Origin of the sequence: Catellatospora sp. NPDC049609, assembly GCF_040675365.1 — a bacterium.
GTDB lineage: Bacteria > Actinomycetota > Actinomycetes > Mycobacteriales > Micromonosporaceae > Catellatospora.
This window is the reverse complement of the sequence record NZ_JBFAOU010000057.1, coordinates 16,288-43,069: the sequence shown is the minus strand read 5'-3', so window position 1 is coordinate 43,069 and position 26,782 is coordinate 16,288. Positions and strand designations below refer to the sequence as shown.

Here is a 26,782-nt window from a genome sequence, read left to right as displayed (position 1 = left end):
TGGTCCCCGGCGCCTGCGACAACACGCTGGAGATCGCCGACCGGATCGGCGACTACAAGACGGTCTTCGCCCACCGCAACCTGATGCCGTCGCCCCAGCCCGCTGCGCCGAACGCTGTTCCGTTCACGGGTCTGGCGTCCGGCGCTGGCCGAAGCCGGCCTCCTCGGCAGCATCGAGGAGATCGGTCCAGGGAAGTTCCGCGCCTCCTGGACCGACGCGGCCGGGATCGAGCGCAGCACCGACGCTGGCACCCGTCGCGAGGCCGTCGCCTTGGTCGCCAGGCACGCGGCGGGCGGGCTGCGGTTCCACGACCTTCGGCACTCCTACGCCACGTGGCTGATCTCGAGCGGCGTGCCGGTCAACGATGTCCAGCGGGTCATGGGTCACGAGCAGGCATTCGACGACACTCAACCGATATACGCATCACTCGGGGGAGCACGACGGCCGAGTCCGGGACGCCCTCGCTGACTTTCGCTGACTGTCGAGCCGTCAGTCGACCCCGAAGATGGCGAAAGCCCTTCCGAAGAAGGGCTTTGACCTGCTGTAGCTGATGGTGGGCGATACTGGGATCGAACCAGTGACCTCTTCCGTGTGAAGCAAAGATTGCGCAGTGTTGGTTTCGGGCGCTCTGCGCTCTCAGCAGCACCGACAGTCCAGCTGTGTGCGTGGCCGTCCACCCATGTCCACAACGGTAGTCACTCACTTTGTCACTCAGCCTGGCGAGAATCGCGCCATGGTTCCGACGCTCAGGTGGTGGCGTAGCGAAGCGTAGCCACCACCCAGTAGGCAGCCGCCTGAGGCGGCCTATTGGCTCTTCCATCCACTCAACGCACGCATGTGCGAGTGAGTGCAGCCCAGCCCTGACCCTCAAGCGGAGACAGATCTTGGCTTAGGCTGGCTCTCAGCGGGCCGATGCAGGAAGCATGTGTTCATACCTGCCTGCCGACTAACCCAGGTCCATGCTGCGCATCGGGCCGATCTCACTGGATCGGACGATAACGGAGGTAGAACGGCGTCGCTAGAGTGACCGATGTGCGCGACACACCACGTGCCTCAGCAGCTTTACTCGACGTTTTGATCGCCTTGCTCGACACCGATGATCAGGAGTTGGATGGTTGGGAGATCATTAAAGCGGCCCGCCGATCTGGGCCGACCGTCTACCAGGTTCTAGAAGACTTGTCCCGCGCCGAACTGGTCCAGTCTCGATGGGAGGACATCCCACCAAGTCCTGAGCGAGCCCGGAGACGCTATTACCGACTGACACCAAATGGTGTGGCATATGCGTCACGAGTCGTCGCAAATAAGCGATCGAGGGCACTTAGAACACTTCGGCTTGCGATGGGTGGTCAGTTTTGACCGCCGCCTTGCTGGCGCTACTTGGCGGCCTCATCGTAAATGAACTTTGGGACCTATGTGCGTGGCCTGCACGTCGAATGACACGCTGGGCCGCCACCAAGTGGACAGACGATCCTCACCTTGCGGCCCAATATGCCGAAGAATGGGATGCCCTTGTCTCAAACGGCCCTGGCAAGATACTGAAGTTCATTATCGCCCTGCAGTTCGTTGTTCGGGGCTTATACAAGTCTGGCGTGCGAGCGCGAGCCCGCCGCCGGCAGAAGCCCTCCCCCAATAAAAAGACGCAAACTTCGCTGCCCCCGGCTGACGCAACCGAGCTTTCAGCTGCGATTATGGCGATTCGGGGAGCAAGATCCGAGGTCCGGGCTATCCTTCGCCTTCAGCAAAGTAGGCGGCTGTATCTCCTCAGTTGGATAGTTCTGATGGTCGTGATGATCCTCCCGATCGCCGTTTCCCTAGAGGGTGATCGAGTGCTCGGGCTGATCCTGCTTGGGACGGCATTGGTTATAACACTCACCACCGCAATGAAGCTGTACGTCACAACTAAGAGCATCAAGCGGCGGGAGCGCCTATATAAGGAGGCTCGGCATTTCGCAGGGCTTCAGCCCACTATGCGGCCTAGGGATCGCAGGCCGAGACCCACGAAAGAGAAAGACTCTGTCTAGGCTATGAACTGCTAACAGGCCTGCGCTGTTTTCCGGCGCAGGCCTGCTGACTATTCACAGGGACTCGAACGTCTATATAGCGATAACAGACAGCCCCAGCAGATCGCGGGCCTTCAGGTTGAAAGCTTCGACGCCGGGGACCTGGCCGAAGGGCTGCAACCGCCGCTGTAGGTCGCGAATTGTTTCGACGCATCTTGACGAATTCACTGCTGCGGACAGCTCCACGGCACGGGTGCTCTTCGCAGCTGCCGCCTCGACCTCTCCTCGTGTGAGGTCGCCAAGCGCAAGCGCTGCCTGGCTCAGCGCGCCTCGGCGCGCTCGGCCCTGGCTCTGCGCAGCAGCGGCAGACTCTTTGGCGAACCTTTCGATCTGGTCTGGCTGCTTCAGGTCGCGAAAGCAGTGAGCGGCTTCGCCGAACAGATATGCCCGGTCGATGAACCGCGCCCACTCCGGTTCGTTCTCCGGCCTCACCTGGTCAAACAGGCGTTCAGCTTGCGAGACAGCGGCAGCTGCTCCGCTGGCTTCGCCAAGCGCCGCAAGCGCGCGAGCTTCAAGAATGTGCAGATCAGCCAGGCAGGCAGTGGAGTCCCCGGCGTCGAGCCCACGCCGACCGGCGCGCGCCAGCGAAAGCGCCTCGGAGGAGTGGCCAAGAAGGTTCGCCTGATCAGACAGGCTGGCGAGGATGTGCGCACCGAGCGACGTGCTGCCCGCAGCCTCAGCGAGCCGGAGCGCCTGAATGAGGTAGCGCTGAGCCAGGCCATGGCGGCCCTGGCCGTCGTCGTAGGTCATCCAGCCCACCAGGTACGCCATTTCGGCTGCTGCCTCGTACAGAGCCGCCTGCGTGCGTGCGTCGTGCTCTCTCTTGAGCAGCGGCACGACGTGACTATTCATGTACTCGATCAACGCAGTGCGGGCGTGACCACCGCCCCGCATTACGTCCATCTCTTGGAACACCGCGAACATGCCACGGATGCCGTTGACCTGCTCAAGGCCGATCCGCCGCGAGCCCCGTTCGGTGGCTGTCGCATCAAGAGTTGCGAGCAGCCAGTCCCGGCTTGGTGCGGCCAAGGCTGCCAGCACAAACGGTGCCTTGACGATGCTGCGACGGTTCACGTCGGCCCTCCCTAGCTCCGCGACAACGTCCACGGTAGCCCCTGGACTGCGCGGGTAGTCCAGCCCCCGACGTGCCAATGAGTCCTCATCGGGCATGCCGAAATCCGCAGGATCGATCCGCCGGCCGAGCTTCTCCGTGAGGGCGCGAGCGATCAGGCCTGCTACCGGTCCCCGCGGTTTCTCGCCCTTCTTCACCCACCTGTGTACAGCCGTGTAGTCGTAGTTCAGCGGCTTGCCCTCGACTGCGGCAAGGTCGTTGATACGCCTTGCCAGCCCCGCCCATGAGCAGCCGGACCGGTCGTCTGCTTCGCGGATGAGCATCGCCAGTGCTTCGTTCGGCTTGTTCAACCCTCCCCCTAACCAAGGTCAGGTTGAACGCTACTCACCTTTGCCGATGGCTGTCACGTGTCCATTCACATTCCACATGGGTCTTCACATGCTGCCAACGTCCGTGGTAATCGGGTTTCCTCGTTGTATGGCAACGAATTCAGCGCAGACCTCGGACAACCGTCTTCACGGTGGCCTGCGAAACTCCGGCCGCAGCAGCGATCTCGGGCACAGTGTGCTGGGTCGTCTGGCGCACCTCGCGGATGAGTTGGTCACGGTGCTGGCGCAGGTCATCAAGCGCCTTCGTGGCGGCGCGGACCTGCTCGGCGGACCTCTGGAGGTCCTCAAGGGTCGTCATGACCGCAGAGTCTAGCGACTCCACTGTCATTGGGCTACACGGCTAGACAGCTAGCCGCTAGCCGTATACCGTGTGGCTAGAACGAAATGGCCCCGGCGGGGCTCCACCCCCGCCGAGGCCTGACATCCAAGTCCCCTCTGCCAGGAAGGACCTTGAACGATGTACGACAAGCGTAGCTCGACCCTGCCCAAAAACGGGCAGCGGCTGTCTGATCTGGTCGATATGTCGGCGCGGGAGCTGGTGGCGCTGGCGCAGTCCGGCGACCTGGAGGCGTTCGACCCGCTGTACCGGCGGTACGCGCCGGAGGTGCTGCGGTACGCGGTCCGCAAGGCCGACGGGAACCGCGACCTCGGCGAGGACCTGGCCGCGCAGGCGTGGGCGACCGCGATGGCGACCATCGGCAACTTCCACGACGACGGCGACGAGCACGGGTTCGTGCGCAGGCTCTACGGGATCGTCAAGCAGTCCCACGCGTGGCGCTTCGCCCGGCTGCGCGGCGAGGTCACGACCGACGAGATCGACCTGGTGTCGGACTACCGCCAGGCGGCGACCGCGATGCAGAGCGCGGACGGCGGCACGGACTGGCAGCGGCTGCGCGGCCTGCTGGCCCCCGTGCTGGGCACGCTGCCGCAGCAGGCGCAGCAGGTGGCGCGGCTGCGCCTGGACGGCCTGGACAACGACGAGATCGCCGAGCGTGCCGGGCTGAGCGTGGAGCAGGTGCGGGAGCTGTGGGCGCAGGCGTTCGACCTGCTCCGGCAGGCGGTGTCTCCCCGGGCTGGCGCTACGCAGGTCACGGGCCGTCCGCGCCTCAAGCCGCGCAAAGCCTCCGGGCGGCTGACCCTTCCGGCGAACTTCGACCAGGGCGCGTTCCTCAAGGCCGCGATGTCGCTTCCCGCAGCTGCGCGGCGCGTGGCGCTGCTGAAGCTGGAGAACCTGCCCAACGCCGAGATCGCCCAGGCGCTGGGCTGCGCGGTCGGCACGGTGGGCAGCCACTGGCGGCGCGCCTGCCTGGCGTTCGCGAAGGTCGGCCTGATCCAGACCACCGACCGCGCGTTCATCCCTGCTGGCGCGATGGCGATGGCCGCCGACGTGACGCCGCAGGAGCTGCGCGCCGCCGTCGCCACGCTGTCCCCGGCCATGGCCCGGATCACCGGGCTGAGCCTGGACGGCCTGTCGCAGAAGCAGATCGCCGAAGAGCTGGGCTGCTCGACCGGCACGGTCGGAACCACCCTGTTCAACGCCCGCCGTCTGCTGGCCGGCAGGGGCATCAAGCTGCCCGCCGGTCGCCCCGGCCCCCGCCGCCAGTCCTGACCCGCTGACTTCCCGCGCCGTGTCAGCGCGGGGCCTGCACCACCTCGTTCCTTGAGAACTCCACAGTGACTCAGCCAAGCCCGGGTGTCCGGCGCGGTTGACGGCATCCGGACGCGCGCTGACGGCGCTTCCGGCCGGTGCTGTCGGCACTGCGCACGGTGGACGGACACCCGGGTCCGGAGATCACCAAAACGCTGATCTTCCTACCTGTGTTTGCCCTGTACCGGGTTGACGTGGCACCGGGGCCGTAGATCACGAACCCGGTGCCGCCACAGTGCCGCCAAGGTGCCGCCATGGTGGCGGCATCACGGCCCGGCCGGTGCCGCCACCAGACCCGTTCAGCCCCGCCTACTCGACCCTTCCGGACGCGGTCAACCGCGCCGAACACCCCGAGAGGACCGCACCTGTGACACAGACATCCGCCACGCGTACGCGGGCTGAGGCGCTGTTCTGGGCCTCCTGCTCGCGTCACCGAGGTACACCGTCATGACCGACCACGAATGGCCCGAGGGCAGCACCGACCAGCGGCCCGACCGCCCGCCACCGCTGAAACGGGCGACGCCGCTGGACTGGGCGACGTTCCTGGACCGCGAGCCAGCCCCGGTGGACTTCCACGCCGGAAAGCTCATGGTCCGTGGCCAGCAGATCACCCTGGTCGGTGAGGGCAAGGCAGGTAAAAGCCTGTTCACCCTCGACTGGGCCTGCCACATGGCGTCCGGCGCGCCGTTCCTCGGCGACCAGGCGCGCACTCCGGTGCGCGTGCTGTACATCGACATGGAAAACCCTGACGACGACATCCTTGAACGCCTGCTGGCGCTCGGCGCGACCCCGGACACGCTGGCCAACCTGGTCTACCTGTCGTTCCCGCTGTTCCGCCCGCTCAACACCGCCGAGGGCGGCGCTGACCTGATGGCCGCCGTGGACGAGTACCGGCCCGAGGTGGTCATCCTCGACACGATCTCCCGCATGATCACCGGCAAGGAGAACGACACAGAGCCCTGGCTCGCCCTCTACCGGCACACGCTCATGCCGCTCAAGGCACGCAAGATCTCCTCCATCCGGCTCGACCACTTCGGCAAGGACACCTCACGCGGCGCGCGCGGCAACTCCGCCAAGACCCAGGACGTGGACGGCGTGTGGGAACTGCTCCCCGCAGAACGCGGCAGCAACCTGCTCCGCCTGACGCGCACCTTCACCCGCAGCGGCAAAGGACACGGCGAACTGCTCCTACGCCGTCACGGCGAACTGCTGGCCGACGACCGATGGAAACCCGGCGGCACCTGGCACGCCATCGCCGACGACAGCGACCGCCACACCTATGCCCCCGATCCGCTCAGCGGCTTCCGGCCCGCCGCCCGCCGCGTCATGCGCCTCCTGGCCACGACCGGCACGGGCATGACCGTCCAGCAGATCGGCGACGCCCTGGCCGACCAGGGCGACGGACCGCTACAGAAGCGGACCATCCAGGACGCGCTCAAGAGCCTGGCCGACGCGGGACTACTCGACGAGATCGACCCGCACCCCGGCAAGCCCACCGTCTGGACGGTCAGCACCCTCTGAACCCCTGCTGACCAGCGCGCACACCGCGCATGCGTGGCGCATGCACGACCGTGCGCAAGGGTGCGCACGTGATCTTGACGTGCGCGCGTGCGCGTGCGCACCAAAAGTCCAGGTCAGCGGCTGTGCGGGGGTGCGCACGCACGAACGTGTCTCTAGTGGGACGGACGTGCGTGCGCACCCCCGGGAAGATCTGCCCGCGCGGCCTGTCGGGAGTCCTCGGCGGGGGATAGCGCTATCTGGGCGACCCGATAGAACTATCCCCGCCGCGAGCCCCACGGACCCGCGACCACCAGCGGTCTAGCCCTCTATCCCCGGCCAGCGGCCAGCACCCACAACCCCGCCAGCGGGCACCCCGCGACTCCCGCGCAAGGGGATAGCGCGCCGCTCTAGGTCTAGACCACCGACGCTCTAGACCTAGAGCACGGTCTAGACCAGTCGCACCCCGTGCGGCCAGCGCTCTAGAGGCTCTAGAGCATCCGCCGGCCGAGCACCAAAACCGGCCCGGGAGCCACCGCGGGCACCCTCGTTCCCGGCGCCCTAGACGCACCGACCGGTGACCGTCGAGAGGTAGCGGCAGAGGTAGCGCAGTAGCGGCAGGTAGCGCCAGCGCTACCCGTCCCGCTACCTCCTTAACCGCCGATGAACTGCGGCAACGCCGAAAGGTAGCGGGTAGCGGCACTCCGCCGCGCACCCCCGAAACGGCCCCAAAGGCCGGTTTCAGGCACCGGACCGCCGCTACCGCTACCCGCCCCGGATGCCGGTAACGGCACCGGTAACGGCTCACCACCGGGTAACGGCAGCGTTACCCCCGCCGTTACCCGCCGCGCCGCCCGTGGCCAGCAGGAACGCCGGGAGGTAACGGGTAACGGCATCGCCGGACACCCCCGCAAACGGCCCCACAGCAGCCCTTCGGGCACCACACACGCCGGGCCGTTACCCGGTAGAGCCGCCGGTAGAGGCACCGACACCGGTAGAGCTGGCTCTACCCCCGCCTCTACCCCACAAACCGCCTGCCACCAGCGGCAACGCCGACCGGTAGAGGTAGAGGCTCCCGCGAGGAAACCCCTGCTGAAACAAATAGGGGCAGGTGGCGGCCGACCTATTTGTTTCAGCCGTCTTTTGAACGCCATCGCACCGACCCACGCCCGGACGGTCACCGGTCGGCGCGCTGCTATCGCTAGCACCCCCGACCGCTAGCGATAGCAGCCCCGCTAGCACCACAACCGCCCGGCGACCAGCCCGGTAGCAGATAGCACCCCCGACACCCACCAGCCCACAAACGGCCTCACAGCCGCTCCCGGACCCCTCCGCGCCGCGCCTGCTAGCAGCAGCGCCAGCAAGGGAGATGTCCCCGCGCCCCGCAGACAGTCGGGCACGCGAATCCCCGCGCAGCGGGGGGACACCTCCCGCACCAAGGGAGATGGCCCCCGCCTCCGGCGGGCTGACGAACCAGGCCGAGCACGCACCTCCCCGCGTAGCGGGGGGCCACCTCCCAACCCCAACCACCCATCAGCCGCCGCTAGACCTAGCGGCCCGACCCGCTAGACCTAGCGCTCGCGCTAGCCCCTGAAAGAACCGCTGGCCAGCGACCTAGCGGTCTAGCCCCACCTCGAAATCGATCACCAACCAGCCTCAGGAGGCACACCGTGATACCCCGGCAGACCGCTAGGTCATCGACCGCTCTCGCTGAGCGGCCAGCCGACACCAGCACTCGCCGCACCGACCACCACGCGCCGAAGGCGCTCTACAAGATTCCCGAGGTCATGAACCTGCTCAGCATGAGCCGGTCCGTGATCTACGAGCAGATTCGCGCCGGGCGGCTGCGCTCGGTCACTCAAGGGCGCGCCCGCCTGGTGTCGGCCGCCGCGATCGCTGACTACGTCACCTTGCTGGAGAACGAGACGATGAGGAGCAACGCCTGATGAGCGAGCGTCGTGGCCGTGGAGAAGGCGGCCTGTACTGGGACGAGAAGCGCCAGCGCTTCATCGCAGAGGTCACCATCGGTTACACACCTGCCGGCAAGCGCATCGTGCGCAAGGGCAGCGGCAAGACCAAAACCGAGGCACGAGCCAAGCTCAAGCAGGTCATGCGTGACCACGAAGACGGCCTGGCCATCGCGTCCCAGACCTACACCGTTGCCAGCGCCCTGGAGGACTGGCTGGCCTACGGCCTGACCGGACGCTCAGCGAACACGGTCGAGAAGTACGGATACCTCGTACGTGGGCATATCATCCCCGACCTCGGCGCGCGCAAGCTGCGCGACCTCAGCGCCACAGAGGTAGACCGCTGGCTGGCGAAGAAGGCGAAGATGCTCAGCAGCAGCACCATCCGACGCCTTCACGAGTGCCTGAACCGGGCCGTCAATCGGGCGATGGCGCGCGACAAGGTGAAACGCAACGTCGTGGTGCTCTGCGGCATCCCGAAGGGGCAGCCTGGACGGCCGTCGAAGTCGCTCAACCTCGACCAGGCCAGGGCGCTGCTGAGAGCAGCCGAGGACAGTCCGCTGTGTGCCTACATCGTGATTTCGCTGCTCATGGGCGCACGTACGGAGGAGCTGCGCGCGCTGGCCTGGGATCACGTGGACCTCGAAGGGCAGAACAGCCCGCCGTCGCCACCTTGCATCCATGTCTGGCGGTCGGTCCGCGCTGGTGGCGATACGAAGACCAGGAAGTCACGCAGAACCCTCGCGTTGCCGGTGCGCTGCGTTGACGCGCTGACCCGCCACCAGCGGGAGCAGGACCAGACGCGCGAGCGAGCTGGAGCATCGTGGCAGAACACTGGCCTGGTCTTCACCTCCAGCGTCGGGACCGCCCTGGACGCGGCGAACGTCCGGCGCGCGTTCCGGCGCGTAGCCAAGGCCGCTGGACTGGAGCAGACCAACTGGACCCCGCGCGAACTCCGGCACAGCTTCGTGTCGCTGCTGTCCGATAGCGGCATGCGCCTGGAGGACATCGCAGAACTGTGCGGGCACGCGGGCACACGAGTCACCGAGGCGGTCTACCGCCACCAGTTGCGCCCGATGTTGCTCAGCGGAGCGACAGCCATGGATGAGATCTTCGCCGAACCGGACGGCGAGGAAGGCAAAGAAGAGAAGGCTTAGTCACTCAGTTAGTCACTCGGCATAAGCAGAGGGCACATCCATCGATTGGATGTGCCCTCTGAACTGGTGGGCGATACTGGGATCGAACCAGTGACCTCTTCCGTGTGAAGGAAGCGCGCTCCCGCTGCGCCAATCGCCCGCAACGGAATGGAACTCTACAGCACGTCCGGCCCCCTGCGCATCTCGGCACCCCTCCGGCGTGGCGTACCCGACAAAGGCGCACAAAAGCACGAGACGAGGTGCTCTTCGCGAGCACCTCGTCGGTGTGCTGACCGAACTTCCGGTCGGGGTAAGCCTGTCTCAGGGGTTGATCATCCTACTGACCGTCACTGTCAGTGGCTGATCAGCGACCGGCGAGCAGCCGGTTCACCGCCGCGTCGACGTCCAGGTGATCAGTCTCACGACCACGCGGCACGACGACGTATGTACGGCGCAGGAAGCGCACCAGGACGCTGCGTGGGACCTCGAAGAGCGCGTTGCCGTCAGGCGACGACAGGGCGAGCGCGACGAAGTCGCCGCGCGGGGTGGCCCAGGGCCAGACCCGCACGTCGCCGATGCCGGCCGGCTCGTCGAGTCCGGTGACCAGCAGTTCACGGGCGAACGACCAGCTCACCGCCTCGCCGCCGGCGGATTCGGCGTGGAAGAGCACATGCACCGCGTACGGGTCGACCGGGTCGTAGCGAAGACTCGCCCGCACCGGAAGCGAGGTCGCGTCGGGCGCGACCAGCCGCAACGATGTCTCGACCTCGACGGTCGTAGGACGGATAGCACTCATGGACGTACTCCCCCCGGCACTGCGGCGGCGCTTGACCGCCCCGCCCCTCCCATACTCAAGGTGACCCTCCCCTATACGCTCCGTCATCGTTCGATCTCACCCGATAGCGGGAAGATCGAGGAAAACGCGGGCACGGACCCACCTACGGGAGTAAGATGCCGTGCTTTTGCCCGAATGTGCCGTTCGGTTCGATGCCGCCAAGACCGTCGACACACTCCGGTAACGTCCAGTCATCGGGGTTGGTGACGGGCGATTTTGCGGGCCCGAGGGCGAGACGACCGAGGTTGGGGAGATGAGCGACAAACCGGACTTTCCGCAGGGCTCCAGCAGGTGGCGGGACCGGGCGCGCATTGCACATCAAACCGTTCGGGCTAACCCGACCGGGGCAGCCGCGCTCAAGGTGGTCATCGGCGCGCTGGGTGGGCTGGTCGTCGCGATCGGCATCCTGCTCATCCCGCTGCCCGGGCCGGGCTGGCTGATCGTGATCGGCGGTCTGGCGATCTGGGCCGTCGAGTTCGTCTGGGCCAGGCACCTGCTGCAGTTCACCAAGGACAAGGTGCACGGCTGGACGGAGTGGATCAAGCGGCAGCATCTGGCGGTGCGGCTGCTCATCGGCCTGGCCGGCCTGGTCTTCGTCGCCGCCGTGCTCTACACCACGCTGCGCTACAGCCTCGGCATCGACGTGGTCAGCCAGGCCTGGCAGTACGTCAACACGCGCTGACGGCGCCGGCACGCCCGAAACGGCCGGTCGCCGCGCGCTCCGGCCAGCAGGCGCCGTACGTCCGGAGGACTTGACCGGACGCTCCGCGCGAGGTGTGATCAGTGTGATCCGGCCGCGCCCGTCAACCTCCCCAGGTCAGCGCGGCCGGGTCCGTGCGTTCTGGCTGATCCGCCGCTCAGCCGCCGATCTTTTCCACGAACGCCCGCAGGTCCCGCCGCTCGATCGCGGCAGCCATCAGGTCCGGGAACGCGTCCGGCGTACACGCGAACGACGGCACCCCCAGTGCGGCCAGCGCGGCGGCATTGCCGTGGTCGTACGACGGCTGTCCTTCATCGGACAGTGCGAGCAGGACGATGACCTGCACCCCCGCCGCCGTCATCGCGGCGACCCGGCGCAGCATCTCCTGGCGCACCCCGCCCTCGTAGAGGTCGGAGATGAGGATGAAGATGCTGTCCCGCGGCCGGGTGATCAGCCCCTGGCAGTACGCGATGGCGCGGTTGATGTCGGTGCCGCCGCCCAGCTGCGTGCCGAACAGCACCTCCACCGGGTCGTGCAGCTGGTCGGTCAGGTCGACGACGGCGGTGTCGAACACCACCAGCGACGTGCGCAGCGACTTCATCGAGGCCAGCACGGCGCCGAACACTCCGGAGTAGACCACCGACGCGGCCATCGAGCCGGACTGGTCCACGCACAGCACCACGTCGCGCTGCACCGACCTCGTCTGCCTGCCGTAGCCGATGAGCCGCTCCGGCACGACCGTGCGGTGTTCGGCCTGGTAGTGCTTGAGGTTGGCGCGGATGGTGCGGTTCCAGTCGATGTCGCGGTGCCGGGGGCGGGTGATCCGCGCGGCGCGGTTGACCGCACCGGTGATCGCGGCGCGGGTGCGGTGCGCGACGCGGCGTTCCAGCTCGGCCACGACCTTCGCGACCACCATGCGCGCGGTGGCGCGGGCCTTGTCCGGCATCACCTTGTTCAGCGACAGCAGGGTGCCGACCAGGTGCACGTCCGGTTCGACCGCCTCCAGCATCTCCGGCTCGACCAGCAGCCGGGTCAGGTTGAGCCGCTCGATCGCGTCGGCCTGCATGACCTGCACCACGGTCGAGGGGAAGTACTGCCGGATGTCGCCCAGCCAGCGCGCCACCTTCGGCGCGGAGCCGCCCAGGCCCGCGCTGCGCGAGCTCCCCCCGTCACCGTCGCCGTCGCGGTAGAGCGCGGCCAGCGCCGCGTCCATCCCGGCGTCCGCCCCGGACAGCGCCACCCCGGTGCCCTCGGCGCCCTCGCCGCCCAGCACCAGCCGCCAGCGGCGCAGCCGCTCGTCGTCGCTCACCGCGTCCCCCTCCCCGCCGCCAGCAGCAGCTCCAGCACCGGCAGCACCTGCGCCACCCGGGCCGGGTCCAGGTCGATATCGTCCACATCGGATCCATTCCGGCGCGTGCCGCCCGCGCCGAGGTGGCGCACCTGCTCGCCGACGGCACGGCGCTCGGGCGCCGCGAACGTCGCGAAGGTGCGCCGCAGCAGCGGCAGCACCGCCGTGAACGTGTCCGGGGCGAGCCCGGTCAGCCACCGGTCCACCAGCCCCAGCAGCGCGTCGTCGTGCACCAGCAGCAGCCCGCCGCCGGCGATGAAGCCCTCGACGTACGCGGCCGCCGTCGCGGGCGGCACGCCCACGGTCAGCGACCGGGCCAGCCGCAGCTCGACCGCGTCCGCGTCGAGCGAGCCCGCGTCGCGCAGCAGCCGCAGCAGCCGCCCGGCGAGCAGGCCGGGCAGGTCCGGCCGGTCCACCAGCCGCGCCAGCGCCGCCAGCCACTCCTCGCGCAGCGGCAGCCGGTCGGCCAGCAGGTTCAGCGCCTCGTGCGTGCCGTCGAGGTGCTCGCGCAGCGCCCGCGCGGCGTCGTCGTCGAGGCCGGTGAGCGCGCCGGGCAGGCCCAGCCGGATCCGGGTGACCAGGCCCGTCAGCACCTCGGCCAGCGCGTCGGTGCTGGTGACGCGGACGTCGCCGTAGCGCAGGGAGCGGGCCAGCGCGGGCACCGCCGCCATGAGCTGGGCCACGTCGGTGTCGACGGCGGCCCGGTCGGACAGCTCGCGCAGCACCGCGGGCTGCGCGCCCGGCAGGTCTGCCAGCAGGCACGCCTCCAGCAGGCCGGTCAGCACGGGCAGGTCGGCCCCGGCCGCCTGCTCGACGGTCTTGGCGGTGGCGGCCTGCTCGACGGTGACGCCGTAGGCGCTGGCCTCGATCAGGTCGACGGCGTACTCGGGGTGCCACTGCAGGCGCCAGGACTCCCAGAAGGTGCCCTTGCCGGACTTGCGCTGGGACGGGGTGCCCCAGCCGACGCCGAGCAGCCGCAGCCGGTGCAGCAGCCGGCTGCGTTCCAGGTCGTTGGGCTTGCGCAGGTCGAAGTCGTGGTCGGTGACCAGCGCCTGCTGGGCGAGTTTCAGCCGCTTCGCGTGGGCGGCCAGGTCGCGGGCCAGCGGCACGGACGGGGCGTCGGCGGGCACCCGGCCCAGCCGCTCCCCCACCACGACCCTGCGCTGCACCAGCTCCAGGCGGGTGGTGTCGCCGTCGCACAGCACCGACAGGGTCGCCTCGGTGACCTCGGCCAGGCCCGGCAGCGGCCGCCCGCGCAGCACGGCGAGGGTGTCGGCCAGGCGCACCGACTCGATGACGTGCGCGCTGGAGACCGGCAGATCCTCGCCGCGCAGCACCCCGGCGACGCCGACCAGCCAGCGCTCCACGGGCTGGTCCTCGGCGGTGAACAGGTGGTGGTACCAGCCGGGCGCGGTGACGCCCGCGCCGTAGCCGCTCCACGACGCCAGCCGCCCGTGCGTCCACGGCACCCAGGTCACCGTCGTCGCGACGCTCGGCAGGCCCTTGAGCAGCGCGGCGTCGGCCTTGGCGGGCGGCAGGTCCCCGGTCAGCGCGGGCACGTGCCACGCGCCGCAGACCACGACGATCCGCTGGTGGCCTTCCTTCAGGGCGGCGCGCAGCACCTGGCGCATGTACGCCTCGCGGACCAGGTCCTCCTGGATGGCGGGCGCGGACTCGCGCACCGCGGCCATCGCCTCGGCCACGGCCGCGAACGGCGGCACGTCGCGCCGGTGCTCGATGACGTCCTCCCACCAGCGCTCCGGGTCGTCGTACCCGGCGGCCTGCGCGAGCCCGGCGATCGGGTCGACCCGCAGCGCGTCCTCGGCCTCGGCCTGGTCCGACGCCGCCTCATCCGGGCCGCCCGGCTCCACCTCGGCTGCCACGGCCGCGTCGAGTGGACCGCCGGGCTCCGCCTCGGCTGCCACGGCCGCGTCGAGTGGACCGTCGGGCTCCGCCTTGACGGCCTCGGCCGCGTCGAGCGGACCGTCGGGCTGCGCCTTGGCGGCTTCGGCCGCGCGGGCGGCGAAGCGGTGGCCGGCCGGCAGGTCGCAGAAGCGCAGCGGCACGCCGTGTTCGACGGCCCAGCGCAGCGCCTGCCACTCCGGCGAGAACACCGCGAACGGCCAGAACGAGGCCTGACCGGCGATGTCCCTGCCCGCCGCCGTCGGGTACGCCAGCAGCGCCACCGGCGGTTCGAGGTCGGCGTGCGCGGCGAGCGCGACCAGGCCGTCGGCCTCCGGCGGACCCTCGACGAGGATCACGTCGGGGCGCAGCTCGTCCAGCGCCCGCACCAGGGCGCGGGCCGAGCCCGGACCGTGATGGCGTACGCCGAGGACGTGCACGCGGTCGGAGCTCACTCCGCCTCCCGGGCGGCGCGGTAGAAGTCCTTCCAGCCGTCGCGCTCGCGCGCCACGGTCTCCAGGTACTCCCGCCAGATGACGGCGTCGGCGGCGGGGTCGCGCACCACCGCGCCGCGGATGCCCGCCGCGACGTCGGCGGCGCGCACGGTGCCGTCGCCGAAGTGCGAGGCCAGCGCCATGCCGCTGGTCATCACCGAGATCGCCTCGGCGGTGGACAGCGTGCCGCTGGGGCTCTTCAGCTTGGTGCGCCCGTCGGCGGTGACGCCCTCGCGCAGCTCCCGGAACACGGTGACCACGCGGCGGATCTCGCTGATCGCGTCGGGCACCTCGGGCAGCTCCAGGGCCCGGCCCAGCGACGCGACGCGCTGCGAGACGATGTCGACCTCCTCGTCGACGGTGCCCGGCACCGGCAGCACGACCGTGTTGAAGCGCCGCCGCAGCGCGCTGGACAGCTCGTTGACGCCCCGGTCGCGGTCGTTGGCGGTAGCGATGACGTTGAAGCCCTTGACCGCCTGCACCTCCTCACCCAGCTCCGGCACCGGCAGCGTCTTCTCCGACAGGATCGTCAGCAGCGTGTCCTGCACGTCGGAGGGCACCCGGGTCAGCTCCTCGATCCGGGCGATGGCGCCGGTGCGCATGGCCCGCATCACCGGGCTGGCCACCACCGCGCCCGCGGTCGGGCCCTCGGCGAGCAGCCGCGCGTAGTTCCAGCCGTAGCGCATCGCCTCCTCGGGGGTGCCCGCGGTGCCCTGCACCAGCAGCGTCGAGTCGCCGCTGATCGCGGCGGCCAGGTGCTCCGACACCCAGGTCTTGGCGGTGCCGGGCACGCCGAGCAGCAGCAGGGCCCGGTCGGTGGCCAGGGTCGCCACCGCGACCTCCATCAGCCGCCGCGGGCCGATGTACTTGGCGCTGATCTCCTTGCCGTCGCCGAGCAGATAGGTCACCACGGCCTGCGGGGACAGCCGCCAGCCGGGCGGGCGGGGCCGGTCGTCGGCCTCGGCGAGCTGCGCCAGCTCCGCGGCGTAGAGCTGCTCGGCGTGCGGGCGCAGCACGGGGGTGGCGGCGTCGAGGGTGGCGGTCATGCGAACTCCCGGTGGATGTCGTGACGGATCTGCGTGATGGTCGTGAAGCGGGACAGCATGTGCTGGTCCGTGGCGGGCAGCGCGTCGTGCAGCGCCCGCACCCGGGGCGCGTACGCCGGGTCGAACCCGGCCTCGGCCGAGCGCAGCAGCTGCCACCAGCCGGCCCGGCGGCGCTCCTGGTTGGCGAGCGCCTCCAGCACCGCGTCGCACACGGCCGCGGGCCAGGGTCGGGGCAGCACGTCGAGCAGGTTCGCCGCGGCCGGGACGTCGGTCCGGATACGGGCCGTCACCAGCTCGGTCAGCTCGGCCTCGGGCAGCACCGCGGCCAGCTCCCGGTACACCTCGGAGGCTTCGGGGCCGAACCCGGCCTTGATCAGGGCACTCGCCCAGCGGGCGTCGCGCTGGGTGATCGCCGCGCGGGCCAGGCCGTGGCGCAGCGGGTTGCTCCAGTCGTCGCCGGAGCCGTCGTCGACCTTGCGCGCCAGCAGCGCCGCCGGCTCGGCGTCGTACGCCGACCAGCAGTCCAGCGGCGCGGCCGCGATGCACTGCCGCAGCCAGAACGAGCGCTCGCCGACCCCGGCCAGGGTCTTGACCACGACGCCGTCGCGGCGCATCCCGGCGTCGCACTCGGCGGGCAGCCTCACCTGCAGCCGCCCGCGCGCCGGGGCGGTGACACCGGTCAGCGCCCGTTCGGTCATGCGCTGCCGGTACGCCGCGCCGGGCAGCACCCGCAGCAGCTCGGCGGCCGCCTCGCGGACCTGCCCGCTGCGGCCGTCGAGGGCCTTCTCCAGCCACGGCTCGTCGTCGGGCCCGAGCCCGGCCCGGCATGCGTCGATGAGCACGGCGAGGTCGGCGGCCTTCTCCTGCGGCCAGGTCTCCAGCAGCAGCTCGCGGCCGGCGGCGGGATCCTGCCCGCGCAGCCAGCCGAGGTAGGCGGCACGCTCGGCGACCCGGCCGGTGTCCCAGTCGGCACGGTCGGGTCCGGCCGGGGTCTCGGCGGCCCACGCCCACCGGCCCGGCCCCTCCACGCACAGCCAGCTCAGCCGGGACCCGCCGACCGCGCGGACCAGCGGCCGCAGCGACGGCTCGGCGCAGCCCAGCTCCAGCAGCGTCACCAGCAGCGCGGGTGCGGCCCGCAGCCCGCGGTCGGCGGCCAGGCGCAGCCACTGCCCGGCCAGCTCCCGGCTGGTGGCCCGGTCGAGGTCACCGTCGACGCCGGACAGCAGCCGGCCCAGCCGGTCCTGCGCGCCGGGCGAGGCGAGCGGGGCCGCCTCCGCCGGTGCGGGCTCGGGGGGCAGCACCCGGGCGGCCTGCTGCCCGGCGCGGCGGGCCACGGTGACCACCGCGGCCGCTGCCAGCAGCGACTCCGGATCCAGCTCGCCCGCGGGCAGCACCGCGCCGAGCGGGCCGTCGGTCGCGGGCAGCACCGGCCTGCGCCGGTCCGTGCCGACCAGCGCACTGGACAGCAGCTCGCTCCACACCGTGCCGCTCATGCCAGCACCACCTCCGCGTCGGCGTACACGGCCAGCGGGCGCAGCCCGGCGGGGCCCCACTCGGCGGCCAGGGTGACCGGGCGGCCGCCCGCGACCGCGGCCAGCCGCCACGGCTCGCCGAAGGCCGGGTCCAGCGGCAGCGCGTCGCCGGCGGCGTCGACCAGATGCCAGGGCCGCCCCGGTGCGAGCGCCCCGGACAGCAGCAGCGGCCAGCTGAACAGCCACGGGTCGGCGGCCAGCGCCGCGCAGATCTCGTCGAGGGCCTGCGCCACGGTCTGCGCCGGTCCCGGGTCGGGGCAGGCGCGCGGCGGGCCGTGCCGGTCGGCGACCAGCGCCCGCAGCGGCGCCGCACCGGGATAGAAGGCCAGGTCCGCGTCGAGCTCGGTGCCCAGGACCAGGTCCACCGGCAGCGCCTGACCGGGCGCGGCGAACGACAGCACCAGCGCGGCCCGGCCGGTGTCACGCCCGCGCAGCCACACCCGGCGGCTGTTGAGCTTGTCGTCCAGCTCGTCGCGGGACCCGACGACCTGCCACCGGTCGCGCACCCGCGGCCCGGCCAGCACCTGCTCGGCCGCGACCTGCTGCCCGGTGCGGGAACGCACCGTGACGGCCAGCTCCTCCGGCAGCGGCTCCGGGTCGGCCGCGGCCGCGGCGAGCAGGTGCAGCAGGCTCAGCTCGGCCAGCAGTCGCTGCTCCCAGCCGGGGCCCGAGCTGGGCACGGGCGCGAGCCGGCGCACCGCGGCGGCCAGCCCCGGCGCCTGCGCGTCGACGAGCCGCGCCGCGACCTGCTCGAACGGCCGGTAGCCGGCCTGGTCGAGCCCGGCGACGCCGTGCCGGACCTGGTCGGACAGCCAGGTCCGCAGCTCGGCGACGCCCGCGGCGACCGACTCGGCGCGCTTGGCGGCGCGGCGCTGCGCGGCCTTCTCCTGCGCCTCGGTGCGCGGCGCGGTGGCGGCCTCGGCCTTCCTCGCGGCTCGGTTGCCGCGCGAGGTGGTCCACTCGGTCATGAACTGCGGCGGCTCGGCCGCCGCGACGTTCCCGGTCGACCAGCGCAGCAGCAGCGCGAGCGCATGCTTGCAGGGGAACTTGCGGCTCGGGCAGGAGCACTTGTAGGCGGGCTCGGTCAGGTCGACGCAGATCTGGTACGGCGTGCTGCCGCTGCCCTTGCACAGGCCCCAGAGCCCGGCAGGGGTGCCGCCGGTGCCGGTGGTGCTCCAGCCGGAGCCTCCGGCGAGCTTGCGGGCCGCGGCCAGCGAGGACGCGTCGGGAGCCAGCGCCTGCACCTGCTCGGCGCTCCAGGGCGGCTCGATCGGTTCGGACATGCGGGCCAACTTAACGACCGTGTCCGACAACGACGTCCGGCCCCCTGGATGAATCACGTCCGGGAGCGCAACCCTCCCGGGACGGCGTGCGTATGGGAGGTGTTAGCCGCATCTACCGCGGGGGTGTTGCATGCGCATCTCGTTCCTGGTCCACAACGCGTACGCCGTCGGCGGCACCGCGCGCACCACGGCCAACCTGGCCTGCGCGCTCGCCGACCGGCACGACGTCGAGATCGTCTCGGTGTTCCGGCACCGCGACGAGCCGCATTTCGCCCTCCCGCCGGGGGTGCGCCTGTCGCACCTGGTCGACCTGCGCCGCGACGGCGGCCGCTACGAGGGCGACCACCCCGGCACGGCGCGCCGCTCCTCGGTGTTCCCGGTCGCCGAGCACCGGTACGCCCAGTACAGCGCGCTCACCGACGAGCGCATCGGCCGCTACCTGGCGGAGCTGGACGCCGACGTGGTGGTCGGCACCCGGGCCGGGCTGAACGTCCACCTCGCCCGGCAGGCCCCAGCCCGGCTGGTGCGCGTCGCGCAGGAGCACCTGACGCTGCAGTCGTACAGCAACCGGCTGCGGTTCACGCTGCGCCGCCACTTCACCCGGCTGGACGCGGTCACCACGACGACGGGCGCCGACGCGGCCGCGTACCGGCGGCTGATGCGGCTGCCCGGGGTGCACGTCAGCGCCATTCCGAACTGCGTACCCGCCACGCCGGTGCCGCCGTCGGACAGCACGGCGCCGGTGGTCGTCGCGGCGGGCAGGCTGGCCGCGGTCAAACGGTACGAAGACCTCATCCGCGCGTTCGCGCTGGTCCGCGACCGGCGACCGGAGTGGACGCTGCGGCTGTACGGCGGCGGCGACCGCCGGGCCGCCCTCGACGCGCTGATCGGCGAGCTGGGCATGCGCGAGCACGTGACGCTGATGGGCGTGACCACGCCGCTGGAGCCGGAGCTGGCCAAGGGCTCGATGCTGGTGGTGTCGTCGAGCATGGAGTCGTTCGGGATGACCATCGTGGAGGGCATGCGGGTCGGCCTGCCCGTGGTCAGCACGGACTGCCCGCTCGGGCCGCGCGAGATCATCGACCACGGGGTGGACGGGCTGCTGGTGCCGCCGCGCGACCCGCGAGCGCTGGCCGCGGCGATGCTGGAGCTCATCGAGGACGAGCCGCGCCGCCAGGCGATGGGCCGGGCCGCCCTGGACAAGGCGGCGCGGTTCGATCCCGTGACCGTGGCGAACCGGCATGCCGCCCTCTTCCAGCGCCTGCTCGACGCCCGGCGCGGGCACGGCCGCCCCCGCAAGGTGGCCCTGCAGGCGGCCGGGCAGGTCGCCGGGGCGGCGCTGACGACCCTGGACCTGGCTAAGGCGGGCTGGCGCAGGCTGCGGGCCTGACAGCTTTATAAGGGCGGCGACGTCATCCGAGCGGTTTCCGGTCGCGTCCGTGCAACCTGCGCGGGCCCGGTCTGCATGGAGCAGGCATGAGCGACGGTTTCCGTGAGTATGCGGCCGCCCGCCGCAGCGCGCTGCGCCGCACGGCGTACCTGCTGTGCGGCGACTGGCACCTCGCCGACGACCTGGTCCAGGACGCGCTGGCCGGGCTGTTCGTGCGCTGGCGGCGGGTCAGCGCACGTGGCGACGTGGATCCCTACGTACACCGCATGCTGGTCAACGGTTATCTCGCCACGCACCGGCGCAAGTGGCGCCGCGAGGTCGCCACGGCCGAGCTGCCCGACCTGCCCGCCGACGCGGCCGCCCGCGACGGCACCCGCGAGGTGCTGCTGCGGGCGCTGGCCGGGCTCGGTCCCTCGCAGCGGGCCGTGGTGGTGCTGCGGTACTGGGAGGACCTGTCGGTCGAGCAGACCGCCGCGGCGCTGGGATGCAGCACGGGCAACGTCAAGAGCCAGGCCGCGCGCGGCCTGGCGCACCTGCGTACGGCGCTGGTCGCATCCGGCGCCCTGGAGGGAGAACCCGCATGAGGGAAGAAGAGGACGTGCGCGCGGCGCTGGCCGTGCTCGTCGCCGACGAGCCCGACCTGCCGTCCGGCGCCGAGGACATCGAGCGGCGCGGCGTACGCCGCCGCAACCGCCGCTACGCCCTGCTCGGCGCGCTGGCGCTGAGCCCGGCGCTGGCCGGGGCGGTCGCGCTCGGGGTGTGGCCCCGCTCGGCGCCGCCGCCGCAGGCCACCGCCCTGCCGCCGGCCTCGCCCACGGCCGCCGAGGTGGATCCGGCCGGCGGCACGCAGCTGGCCACCGGGTTCCCGCTGGGCAGCGCCGTCGACGCGGTAGCGGTCGCGCTCCCGGCCGGGGTCAGCCTGGCCGAGCTGCCGATGGACCTGTCCTGGCAGGCCGACGGCTCGCTGGCGCTGCCGCTGACCGGCGGCGGCACGCTGACCGTGACGGTCGCCGAGGGCGCCTGCACCGCCGCCGCACCGGCGCTGTCCGGGACGCAGGCGGTCGCGGTCGCCGACGCGGTCTGCGCCGCCTGGCGCGCGGCGGGCTCGCCGCCGATCGTGCCCACCGACCCGGACGCCGCGGAGCGGCCCGACCTCGCCGCGCAGTGACGCGGCTTCTCGCCACACTGTGAAGTGGCAGCTCGCCGCGCGCTGACGCGGCACCGGGCCGCCCGGTGACGCGGCCGGACGACGTCCCTGCCCGGACGTCAGAACGTGGTGAGTCGCTTGGCACCTGACGTGCCGGGACGCGCCACGTTCCCGGCGTTTGCGGGCCCGCGGTCAGGCGACCGCCGCCTCCGGCTCACCGACCGGCTGCGCGGGCAGGTCGGGCAGCTTGGCGCGGTTCTCCGGGATCCGGGTGCGGGTCGGGTCCAGGAAGTCGATCAGGTCGATCAGCGCGTGCTGGGCGCGCAGCAGCCGCGCGTTGCCGGGCAGGTCGCTGGCCACGATGTCGTCGACGTCCTTGCGCAGCCGGGTGAACCAGCGCGCGAACTCGGGGTCGTTGTCCAGCCGCGAGCAGAACGCGGGATACGTCATGCTGTCCGTGCGGCCGTTGGCCCCGGTCACCATCAGCAGCTCGCCGACGGCCCGCTGCTGGCCCTTGAACAGCCGGAAGTGCGACGGGTACTGCTGCGTCGAGAACTTCTGCCCCACCTCGACCAGGTGCCGGTTGAAGGTGCGGTTGCTCTCCTCGTCGCCCAGGTCCAGGAAGCGCAGCTCGCGGCGGATGATCTCGACCCAGCACAGGTACTCGGCGAGGATGTAGACGGTGTAGTCGCGGGCGTAACGCCGCTCGTCCTCGTCCTCGTGGTGCAGGTAGTTGGGCAGGTAGTCGCCGCCGACCGCGTTGTGCAGCCGGGTCTGCAGGTTGTACGCCGCCAGCAGCAGCGGCTCGCGGTAGCGGCTGATCACCTCCTGCGCCTGCTCGGCCTTGCTCTCCCGGTGGCGCTGCTCGGCCAGGGCGTGTTCGAGCATGCTGGACTTGCGTGCCGACCAGGTCGTCATCACGCCGGCGACGATGGCGCCGAGCACGGACAGTGCCGCTGAGATGACGGTGACGAGGTCCATCGACGATCTCCCGGGTTCTGCGGGGGCGGTCGTGCGACAGTGTGCCGCGCGCCGCCGTACCTGCCAAGCCGGGCACCCTGCGCGACAACATCATCGCTCAAGGTGACGTGATCCACAATGGACATCCAGCGCAGTGGACAGGAAGGGGAGAGCCGACTAGGTTCATCGCCCGGAGGCATTGTCAAATAGCGACCTGTGGCGTGTCATGGTTCCGCTCCGTGCCCCGGCTGGCCCCCGGGACCCGGATGTTGACGTCACGGTGAGCCGTTTTTTGGACGTGGTCAGTGTGAGAAACCGTGGCTGGAGCATTCGCGCCAAGATCATGACATTGGCAGTGGTGCCCTTGGTGGCCATCACCGGCCTGTCCATATTCAGTGTCGCGGTGAGCGCCGAAGGCGCCCTGAACCTCCTCGACGCCCGCAACTACGAGCAGGTCTTCGGCGCGTACGGCGAGCGCATGATGGTCCAGCTGCAGCGGGAGCGGCGCGTCTCGGTCGCCGAGAAGCCCGGCTCGGAGGCCCTGACCAAGCAGCGCCAGGCCACCGACGAGCGCGAGCAGCAGTTCCACACCCGGCTGTCGGACAGCAAGCTGCGTGACGAGCTGCCGCCCGACCGGCTCGCCCTGGTGGACGCGTTCCTCACCAAGCTCGCGGCGCTGCCGCAGATCCGTGCCGAGGTCGACGGCGGCAAGGCCGACCCGGCCGGGGTGATCCGCCGCTACTCCGAGATCGTCGACACGCTCTACCAGGCGTTCTCGCCGCTGACGCAGCTGTCCGATCCCGAGCTGGCCACCTCCGCCCACGGCCTGTTCGCCGTGAGCCGGGCCCGCGAGCTGTTCAGCCGCGAGGACGCGGTGATCACCGGCGCGATGACCGACGGCCGCATCACCGCCACCGAGCAGAACCAGATCCTGCGCGCCGTCGGCGCCCGCCGGCAGATCCAGGACGAGGCCGTCGGCCGGCTCCAGTCGCCGCACCGCGAGCGCTTCGAGCAGATCTTCCGCAGCGACACCTACATCAGGTTCCAGGCCATGGAGGAGTCGCTGGCCGGCACCAAGGCCGGCGCCCGGGTGCCGATCGACGCCACGGTCTGGCGCAGCACCAACGACGCCATCTACGAGCAGCTCGACGCCACCGAGGGCGCCGCCGCGGGGGCCACCTCCGACCTGGCCAACGAGGTCGGCATCGGCGCCTTCGTGCAGACCATCGTCGCCGCGCTGCTCGGCCTGCTGTGCGCCGCCATCTCGCTGGTCCTGTCGCTGCGCACCGGCCGTTCCGTGGTCCGCCGCCTGGAGCGCCTGCGCGTGTCCGCCCTCGAAGTCGCCCACGAGCGACTGCCCCGCGCCATCGCCGCGCTGCGCCAGCCCGGCGCGCTGGTCAACGACCCGTCGCTGACCGAGGTGCCGCTGGTCGCCGTCGGCACCGACGAGGTCGGCCAGGTCGGCCACGCCTTCGGCGCCGTGCAGCGCACCGCCGTGCGCGCCGCCGTCGACGAGGCCATCCTGCGCCGCGGCATCAGCGAGGTCTTCCTCAACATCGCCCGCCGCTCGCAGGCGCTGCTGCACCGCCAGCTCACCCTGCTGGACCGGATGGAGCGGCGCACCACCGAGCCGCAGGAGCTGGAGGACCTGTTCCGGCTCGACCACATGGCCACCCGCATGCGCCGCCACGCCGAGGCGCTGGTCATCCTCGCCGGCGCCGCGCCGGGCCGCGGCTGGCGCCACCCGGTGCCGGTCATCGACGTGGTGCGCGGCGCGACCTCCGAGATCGAGGACTACCAGCGGGTCACCATCGACCGCCTGCCCGAGATGAAGGTCCTCGGCCGCGCCGTCGGCGACCTCATCCACCTGCTGGCGGAGCTGCTGGAGAACGCCACCTCGTTCGCCCCGCCGCACACCCGCGTCCGGGTCTTCGCCGAGTCGGTCGGGCAGGGCCTGGCCGTGCACATCGAGGACCGCGGCCTCGGCATGAGCGACACCGAGCTGCTGGAGGCCAACGCGCGCCTGGCCGAGCCGCCCGCGTTCGACCCCGCGCAGAGCTCCCGGCTGGGCCTGCTCGTGGTGGCCCGCCTGGCCGCCCGCCAGGGCATCAACGTGCGGCTGCGCGCCTCGTCGTACGGCGGCATCACCGCGGTCGTGCTGATCCCGGCCGACCTGGTGCTCGCCGACGCGACCGACAAGGGCGAGCCGCTGGGCATCTTCGCCCCCCGTGCGCCGCGCGCGGTCGAGGCCGCCCCCGTCGCGGTCGAGGAGAAGACGGTCGACCTGACCGAGGCCAACGGCGAGGACACGACCGCGCTGCTGCCCAAGCGGGTGCGCCGCACCAGCGCCGAGACCACCGCCCCGGCCGCCGCCGAGGAGACCACCGTCTCGCTCGCCCCGGCCGATCCCCCCGCGGTCCCGCGGCCGCGCAGCGCCGACCAGGTCCGGACGATGATGTCCGCGTTCCAGTCGGGCACCGTGCGCGGCCGGGCCAAGGCCGGCACCGAGAGCACCGCGAACGGGGAAGAGACCGCCACTGCCCCACTGCAGACCCCGCAAGACAGCGCCGGTATGGAAGACAGCTCCACCCTGGAAGGACGTGCCTGACGTGGTACCGACGACGACCCGACCCGCGACCGACTGGCTGCTCGACGACCTGCTCGCCCGAGTTCCACAGGCCCGCTGCGCCGTCGTGCTCTCCGTCGACGGCCTGCTCACCGGAGCGTCCAGTGGCCTCTCGCGCGACGACGCCGAGCACCTGTCCGCCGTGGCGTCCGGGTTCTCGAGCCTCGCGAGCGCGACCGGGCAGCGGTTCAACGGCGGCCCGGTGCGCCAGACCATCGTCGAGATGGAGGACGCGTTCCTGCTGGTGAGCACGGCGGGGCAGGGCTCCTGCCTGGCCGTGCTGGCCGAGCCGGACATCGACCTCGGCATCCTCGCCTACGAGATGGCGATGCTGGCCACCCGGGTAGGCACGCATCTGGCCACACCGTCGCGGCCAGGCGCCGATGTCCACTGACCCGACCGACTTTGTCGAGGAGGGCCCGGCCTGGTGGGACCATGAGGCCGGGCCGGTGGTGCGCCCGTACATGGTCACCGGCGGGCGGGTGCGTCCCGTCACCGTCGACTTCGACCTGATCACCTACCTGGTGGCCACGGCGACCCTGGCCGTGGACACGCCCAGCCCCGAGCACCAGGCCATCCTGGCGCTCACCCAGGAGCCCCGCGCGGTGGCCGAGGTCGCCTCCCGCGTGGACCTGCCCCTGGGTGTGGTCCGGGTGCTGTTGTGTGATCTGCTTTCCGAGGGGCTGATCTCCCGTTACGATCCCCCTCCCACAGACCATCTTCCCAACGTCGAGACCCTGCAGGCGGTGATCCATGGACTCCGTGCGCTCTGAGACCGCACCGGTGCCCCAGGCGCTCAAGATCCTGGTGGCCGGCGGCTTCGGCGCCGGCAAGACCACGCTGGTGGGCGCGGTCAGCGAGATCGCTCCACTGCGGACCGAGGAGGTGCTGACCACCGCGGGTGTCGGCACCGACGACACCACCGGGGTCGCCACCAAGACGACGACCACCGTCGCCATGGACTTCGGCCGGATCACCATCAACCCGCACCTGGTGCTGTACCTGTTCGGCACCCCCGGGCAGAACCGGTTCTGGTTCCTGTGGGACGAGCTGGCCACCGGCGCGCTGGGCGCGGTGGTGCTGGCCGACACTCGCCGCCTGGCCGACTCGTTCGCCGCGATCGACTACTTCGAGCAGCGCAAGACGCCGTTCGTCATCGCGGTCAACTGCTTCGACAACGACCAGCGCTACACCGTGGAGCAGGTGCGCGAGGCGCTGGACGTGGACGGGCACGTGCCGGTGCTGCTCACCGACGCCCGCGACCGGGTCTCGGTGAAGAACGTGCTGATCACCCTGGTGGAGCACGTGCTCACCATGGTACGCACCACCGTCCCGGCCTGATCGGCGCACGAAGACGCCGGTGGGTGCCCCGCGCACCCACCGGCGTCTTCGTCTCGGACAGGCGCGCCGCAGCCGAGATCGGTGCCTTCGATCCGCATGCGATCCGACCACGCGTCCGGCCGGAACCTGCTGTCTACTTCTTGCGGCTGCGCATGACCACCAGGGCCACAACGACGACGATGACGACGACGGCGACGCAGCACAGCAGCCCGACGATGCCGCCGAAGCCGCCGATGCCCTTCTTCTTGCGGACGAGGTCGGCGACCCCGGTCTCCTCCGCCCACGCGGTGGCGGGGACGAGCACGGTGGCGAGGAATCCGGTGACGACGGCGGCCCACAGACGGGAGATACGGTCCATGCGCGTCAGCGTAGAGGGCCCGTGCCAGCTCGCGGCCGTACCCGGCTGATA

Annotated in this window: 25 protein-coding genes and 1 tRNA gene; 14 read left to right on the top strand and 12 right to left on the bottom strand. The window is 71.1% G+C overall.

Going from position 1 to position 26,782, the window contains the following annotated elements; all coding sequences use genetic code 11:
• On the bottom strand, positions 1-239 hold a 239-nt coding region (locus tag AB0J67_RS18070), incomplete at its 3' end, for a hypothetical protein (protein WP_363483521.1).
• Positions 240-270: 31 nt separating this feature from the next.
• Here AB0J67_RS18070 and AB0J67_RS18065 point away from each other — a divergent pair.
• Together AB0J67_RS18065 and AB0J67_RS18060 are read left to right on the top strand one after the other, a co-directional pair.
• Positions 271-468, top strand: coding sequence for a tyrosine-type recombinase/integrase (locus AB0J67_RS18065; RefSeq protein ID WP_363483518.1), 198 nt, complete (start codon positions 271-273; stop codon positions 466-468).
• Positions 469-1,023: 555 nt separating this feature from the next.
• Positions 1,024-1,356, top strand: a complete 333-nt coding sequence (locus AB0J67_RS18060) for a helix-turn-helix transcriptional regulator (protein WP_363483515.1) — start codon at positions 1,024-1,026, stop codon at positions 1,354-1,356.
• A gap of 737 nt (positions 1,357-2,093) precedes the next feature.
• On the opposite strand, the gene AB0J67_RS18055 is transcribed toward AB0J67_RS18060, so the two are convergent.
• Both AB0J67_RS18055 and AB0J67_RS18050 read right to left on the bottom strand, forming a co-directional pair.
• Positions 2,094-3,482 carry a hypothetical protein gene (locus tag AB0J67_RS18055; RefSeq protein ID WP_363483512.1) on the bottom strand — a complete coding sequence of 463 codons (1,389 nt, stop codon included), beginning with the start codon at positions 3,480-3,482 and terminating at the stop codon, positions 2,094-2,096.
• Positions 3,483-3,621: 139 nt separating this feature from the next.
• Complete coding sequence (locus AB0J67_RS18050; RefSeq protein WP_363483509.1) at positions 3,622-3,819, bottom strand: hypothetical protein; 198 nt, start codon at positions 3,817-3,819, stop codon at positions 3,622-3,624.
• Between the two features lie 159 nt (positions 3,820-3,978).
• On the opposite strand from AB0J67_RS18050, the gene AB0J67_RS18045 reads away from it, so the two are divergent.
• The 4 genes from AB0J67_RS18045 (at position 3,979) to AB0J67_RS18030 (ending at position 9,790) form a co-directional block, all read left to right on the top strand.
• On the top strand, positions 3,979-5,130 hold the full coding sequence (locus AB0J67_RS18045; RefSeq protein ID WP_363483506.1) for a sigma-70 family RNA polymerase sigma factor: 1,152 nt from the start codon (positions 3,979-3,981) through the stop codon (positions 5,128-5,130).
• A gap of 486 nt (positions 5,131-5,616) precedes the next feature.
• The gene (locus AB0J67_RS18040) at positions 5,617-6,690 is read left to right on the top strand and encodes an AAA family ATPase (protein WP_363483503.1); all 1,074 of its coding nucleotides are present in this window, start codon (positions 5,617-5,619) and stop codon (positions 6,688-6,690) included.
• A gap of 1,751 nt (positions 6,691-8,441) precedes the next feature.
• Positions 8,442-8,612 (top strand): helix-turn-helix domain-containing protein, encoded by a 171-nt coding sequence (locus AB0J67_RS18035; protein WP_363483527.1) that lies wholly within the window; start codon positions 8,442-8,444, stop codon positions 8,610-8,612.
• Positions 8,612-9,790: a tyrosine-type recombinase/integrase gene (locus AB0J67_RS18030; protein WP_363483500.1), complete on the top strand. Its 1,179-nt coding sequence runs from the start codon at positions 8,612-8,614 to the stop codon at positions 9,788-9,790. Before AB0J67_RS18035 ends, AB0J67_RS18030 begins: the two co-directional genes overlap by 1 nt.
• Before the next feature lie 64 nt (positions 9,791-9,854).
• Here the strand turns inward: AB0J67_RS18030 and AB0J67_RS18025 are convergent.
• Both AB0J67_RS18025 and AB0J67_RS18020 read right to left on the bottom strand, forming a co-directional pair.
• Positions 9,855-9,929 (bottom strand) — tRNA-Val (locus tag AB0J67_RS18025).
• Between the two features lie 204 nt (positions 9,930-10,133).
• Positions 10,134-10,565 carry an SsgA family sporulation/cell division regulator gene (locus AB0J67_RS18020; protein ID WP_120318938.1) on the bottom strand — a complete coding sequence of 144 codons (432 nt, stop codon included), beginning with the start codon at positions 10,563-10,565 and terminating at the stop codon, positions 10,134-10,136.
• A 292-nt stretch (positions 10,566-10,857) separates the two neighbouring features.
• Here AB0J67_RS18020 and AB0J67_RS18015 point away from each other — a divergent pair, with 292 nt between their 5' ends.
• Complete coding sequence (locus AB0J67_RS18015) at positions 10,858-11,286, top strand: TIGR02611 family protein (RefSeq protein ID WP_363483497.1); 429 nt, start codon at positions 10,858-10,860, stop codon at positions 11,284-11,286.
• Positions 11,287-11,461: 175 nt separating this feature from the next.
• On the opposite strand, the gene AB0J67_RS18010 is transcribed toward AB0J67_RS18015, so the two are convergent.
• The 5 genes from AB0J67_RS18010 to AB0J67_RS17990 are packed head-to-tail and all read right to left on the bottom strand — an operon-like array spanning position 11,462 to position 18,909.
• On the bottom strand, positions 11,462-12,613 hold the full coding sequence (locus AB0J67_RS18010; RefSeq protein ID WP_363483494.1) for a VWA domain-containing protein: 1,152 nt from the start codon (positions 12,611-12,613) through the stop codon (positions 11,462-11,464).
• Positions 12,610-15,009, bottom strand: coding sequence for a DUF5682 family protein (locus AB0J67_RS18005; RefSeq protein ID WP_363483491.1), 2,400 nt, complete (start codon positions 15,007-15,009; stop codon positions 12,610-12,612). The genes AB0J67_RS18010 and AB0J67_RS18005 overlap by 4 nt, the downstream gene beginning before the upstream one ends.
• Positions 15,006-16,094, bottom strand: a complete 1,089-nt coding sequence (locus AB0J67_RS18000) for an AAA family ATPase (RefSeq protein ID WP_363483488.1) — start codon at positions 16,092-16,094, stop codon at positions 15,006-15,008. Before AB0J67_RS18000 ends, AB0J67_RS18005 begins: the two co-directional genes overlap by 4 nt.
• The gene (locus tag AB0J67_RS17995; protein ID WP_363483485.1) at positions 16,091-17,587 is read right to left on the bottom strand and encodes a DUF5691 domain-containing protein; all 1,497 of its coding nucleotides are present in this window, start codon (positions 17,585-17,587) and stop codon (positions 16,091-16,093) included. Before AB0J67_RS17995 ends, AB0J67_RS18000 begins: the two co-directional genes overlap by 4 nt.
• Complete coding sequence (locus AB0J67_RS17990) at positions 17,584-18,909, bottom strand: SWIM zinc finger family protein (protein ID WP_363483482.1); 1,326 nt, start codon at positions 18,907-18,909, stop codon at positions 17,584-17,586. Before AB0J67_RS17990 ends, AB0J67_RS17995 begins: the two co-directional genes overlap by 4 nt.
• A gap of 130 nt (positions 18,910-19,039) precedes the next feature.
• On the opposite strand from AB0J67_RS17990, the gene AB0J67_RS17985 reads away from it, so the two are divergent.
• The 3 genes from AB0J67_RS17985 to AB0J67_RS17975 all read left to right on the top strand — a co-directional run bounded on the left by AB0J67_RS17985 (position 19,040) and on the right by AB0J67_RS17975 (position 21,467).
• Complete coding sequence (locus tag AB0J67_RS17985; protein ID WP_363483479.1) at positions 19,040-20,299, top strand: glycosyltransferase family 4 protein; 1,260 nt, start codon at positions 19,040-19,042, stop codon at positions 20,297-20,299.
• Between the two features lie 86 nt (positions 20,300-20,385).
• Complete coding sequence (locus tag AB0J67_RS17980) at positions 20,386-20,883, top strand: SigE family RNA polymerase sigma factor (RefSeq protein ID WP_363483476.1); 498 nt, start codon at positions 20,386-20,388, stop codon at positions 20,881-20,883.
• Entirely contained in the window at positions 20,880-21,467 is a 588-nt protein-coding gene (locus tag AB0J67_RS17975) for a hypothetical protein (RefSeq protein ID WP_363483473.1), read from the top strand. The genes AB0J67_RS17980 and AB0J67_RS17975 overlap by 4 nt, the downstream gene beginning before the upstream one ends.
• A gap of 171 nt (positions 21,468-21,638) precedes the next feature.
• On the opposite strand, the gene AB0J67_RS17970 is transcribed toward AB0J67_RS17975, so the two are convergent.
• Positions 21,639-22,427 carry a hypothetical protein gene (locus tag AB0J67_RS17970; RefSeq protein WP_363483470.1) on the bottom strand — a complete coding sequence of 263 codons (789 nt, stop codon included), beginning with the start codon at positions 22,425-22,427 and terminating at the stop codon, positions 21,639-21,641.
• A gap of 322 nt (positions 22,428-22,749) precedes the next feature.
• Here AB0J67_RS17970 and AB0J67_RS17965 point away from each other — a divergent pair, with 322 nt between their 5' ends.
• The 4 genes from AB0J67_RS17965 to AB0J67_RS17950 are packed head-to-tail and all read left to right on the top strand — an operon-like array spanning position 22,750 to position 26,373.
• A complete protein-coding gene (locus AB0J67_RS17965) occupies positions 22,750-25,014 on the top strand; it encodes a nitrate- and nitrite sensing domain-containing protein (protein WP_363483467.1) in 2,265 nt (754 codons plus the stop codon).
• A 1-nt stretch (position 25,015) separates the two neighbouring features.
• The gene (locus tag AB0J67_RS17960; RefSeq protein ID WP_363483524.1) at positions 25,016-25,426 is read left to right on the top strand and encodes a roadblock/LC7 domain-containing protein; all 411 of its coding nucleotides are present in this window, start codon (positions 25,016-25,018) and stop codon (positions 25,424-25,426) included.
• Positions 25,416-25,805, top strand: coding sequence for a DUF742 domain-containing protein (locus tag AB0J67_RS17955; protein ID WP_363483464.1), 390 nt, complete (start codon positions 25,416-25,418; stop codon positions 25,803-25,805). Before AB0J67_RS17960 ends, AB0J67_RS17955 begins: the two co-directional genes overlap by 11 nt.
• Positions 25,786-26,373 (top strand): ATP/GTP-binding protein, encoded by a 588-nt coding sequence (locus tag AB0J67_RS17950; RefSeq protein ID WP_363483461.1) that lies wholly within the window; start codon positions 25,786-25,788, stop codon positions 26,371-26,373. The genes AB0J67_RS17955 and AB0J67_RS17950 overlap by 20 nt, the downstream gene beginning before the upstream one ends.
• Positions 26,374-26,506: 133 nt before the next feature.
• Here the strand turns inward: AB0J67_RS17950 and AB0J67_RS17945 are convergent, their stop codons facing one another.
• Positions 26,507-26,731: a hypothetical protein gene (locus AB0J67_RS17945; RefSeq protein WP_363483458.1), complete on the bottom strand. Its 225-nt coding sequence runs from the start codon at positions 26,729-26,731 to the stop codon at positions 26,507-26,509.
• Positions 26,732-26,782: the final 51 nt, after the last annotated feature.

Excerpts from the sequence above, each read along its gene's own strand:
- AB0J67_RS18050 (WP_363483509.1), bottom strand. The coding sequence starts at position 3,819 with ATGACGACCCTTGAGGACCTCCAGAGGTCCGCCGAGCAGGTCCGCGCC.
- AB0J67_RS18045 (WP_363483506.1), top strand. The coding sequence starts at position 3,979 with ATGTACGACAAGCGTAGCTCGACCCTGCCCAAAAACGGGCAGCGGCTG.
- AB0J67_RS18040 (WP_363483503.1), top strand. The coding sequence starts at position 5,617 with ATGACCGACCACGAATGGCCCGAGGGCAGCACCGACCAGCGGCCCGAC.
- AB0J67_RS18030 (WP_363483500.1), top strand. The coding sequence starts at position 8,612 with ATGAGCGAGCGTCGTGGCCGTGGAGAAGGCGGCCTGTACTGGGACGAG.
- AB0J67_RS18020 (WP_120318938.1), bottom strand. The coding sequence starts at position 10,565 with ATGAGTGCTATCCGTCCTACGACCGTCGAGGTCGAGACATCGTTGCGG.
- AB0J67_RS18015 (WP_363483497.1), top strand. The coding sequence starts at position 10,858 with ATGAGCGACAAACCGGACTTTCCGCAGGGCTCCAGCAGGTGGCGGGAC.
- AB0J67_RS18000 (WP_363483488.1), bottom strand. The coding sequence starts at position 16,094 with ATGACCGCCACCCTCGACGCCGCCACCCCCGTGCTGCGCCCGCACGCC.
- AB0J67_RS17995 (WP_363483485.1), bottom strand. The coding sequence starts at position 17,587 with ATGAGCGGCACGGTGTGGAGCGAGCTGCTGTCCAGTGCGCTGGTCGGC.
- AB0J67_RS17990 (WP_363483482.1), bottom strand. The coding sequence starts at position 18,909 with ATGTCCGAACCGATCGAGCCGCCCTGGAGCGCCGAGCAGGTGCAGGCG.
- AB0J67_RS17985 (WP_363483479.1), top strand. The coding sequence starts at position 19,040 with ATGCGCATCTCGTTCCTGGTCCACAACGCGTACGCCGTCGGCGGCACC.
- AB0J67_RS17980 (WP_363483476.1), top strand. The coding sequence starts at position 20,386 with ATGAGCGACGGTTTCCGTGAGTATGCGGCCGCCCGCCGCAGCGCGCTG.
- AB0J67_RS17975 (WP_363483473.1), top strand. The coding sequence starts at position 20,880 with ATGAGGGAAGAAGAGGACGTGCGCGCGGCGCTGGCCGTGCTCGTCGCC.
- AB0J67_RS17970 (WP_363483470.1), bottom strand. The coding sequence starts at position 22,427 with ATGGACCTCGTCACCGTCATCTCAGCGGCACTGTCCGTGCTCGGCGCC.
- AB0J67_RS17965 (WP_363483467.1), top strand. The coding sequence starts at position 22,750 with ATGACATTGGCAGTGGTGCCCTTGGTGGCCATCACCGGCCTGTCCATA.
- AB0J67_RS17955 (WP_363483464.1), top strand. The coding sequence starts at position 25,416 with ATGTCCACTGACCCGACCGACTTTGTCGAGGAGGGCCCGGCCTGGTGG.
- AB0J67_RS17950 (WP_363483461.1), top strand. The coding sequence starts at position 25,786 with ATGGACTCCGTGCGCTCTGAGACCGCACCGGTGCCCCAGGCGCTCAAG.
- AB0J67_RS17945 (WP_363483458.1), bottom strand. The coding sequence starts at position 26,731 with ATGGACCGTATCTCCCGTCTGTGGGCCGCCGTCGTCACCGGATTCCTC.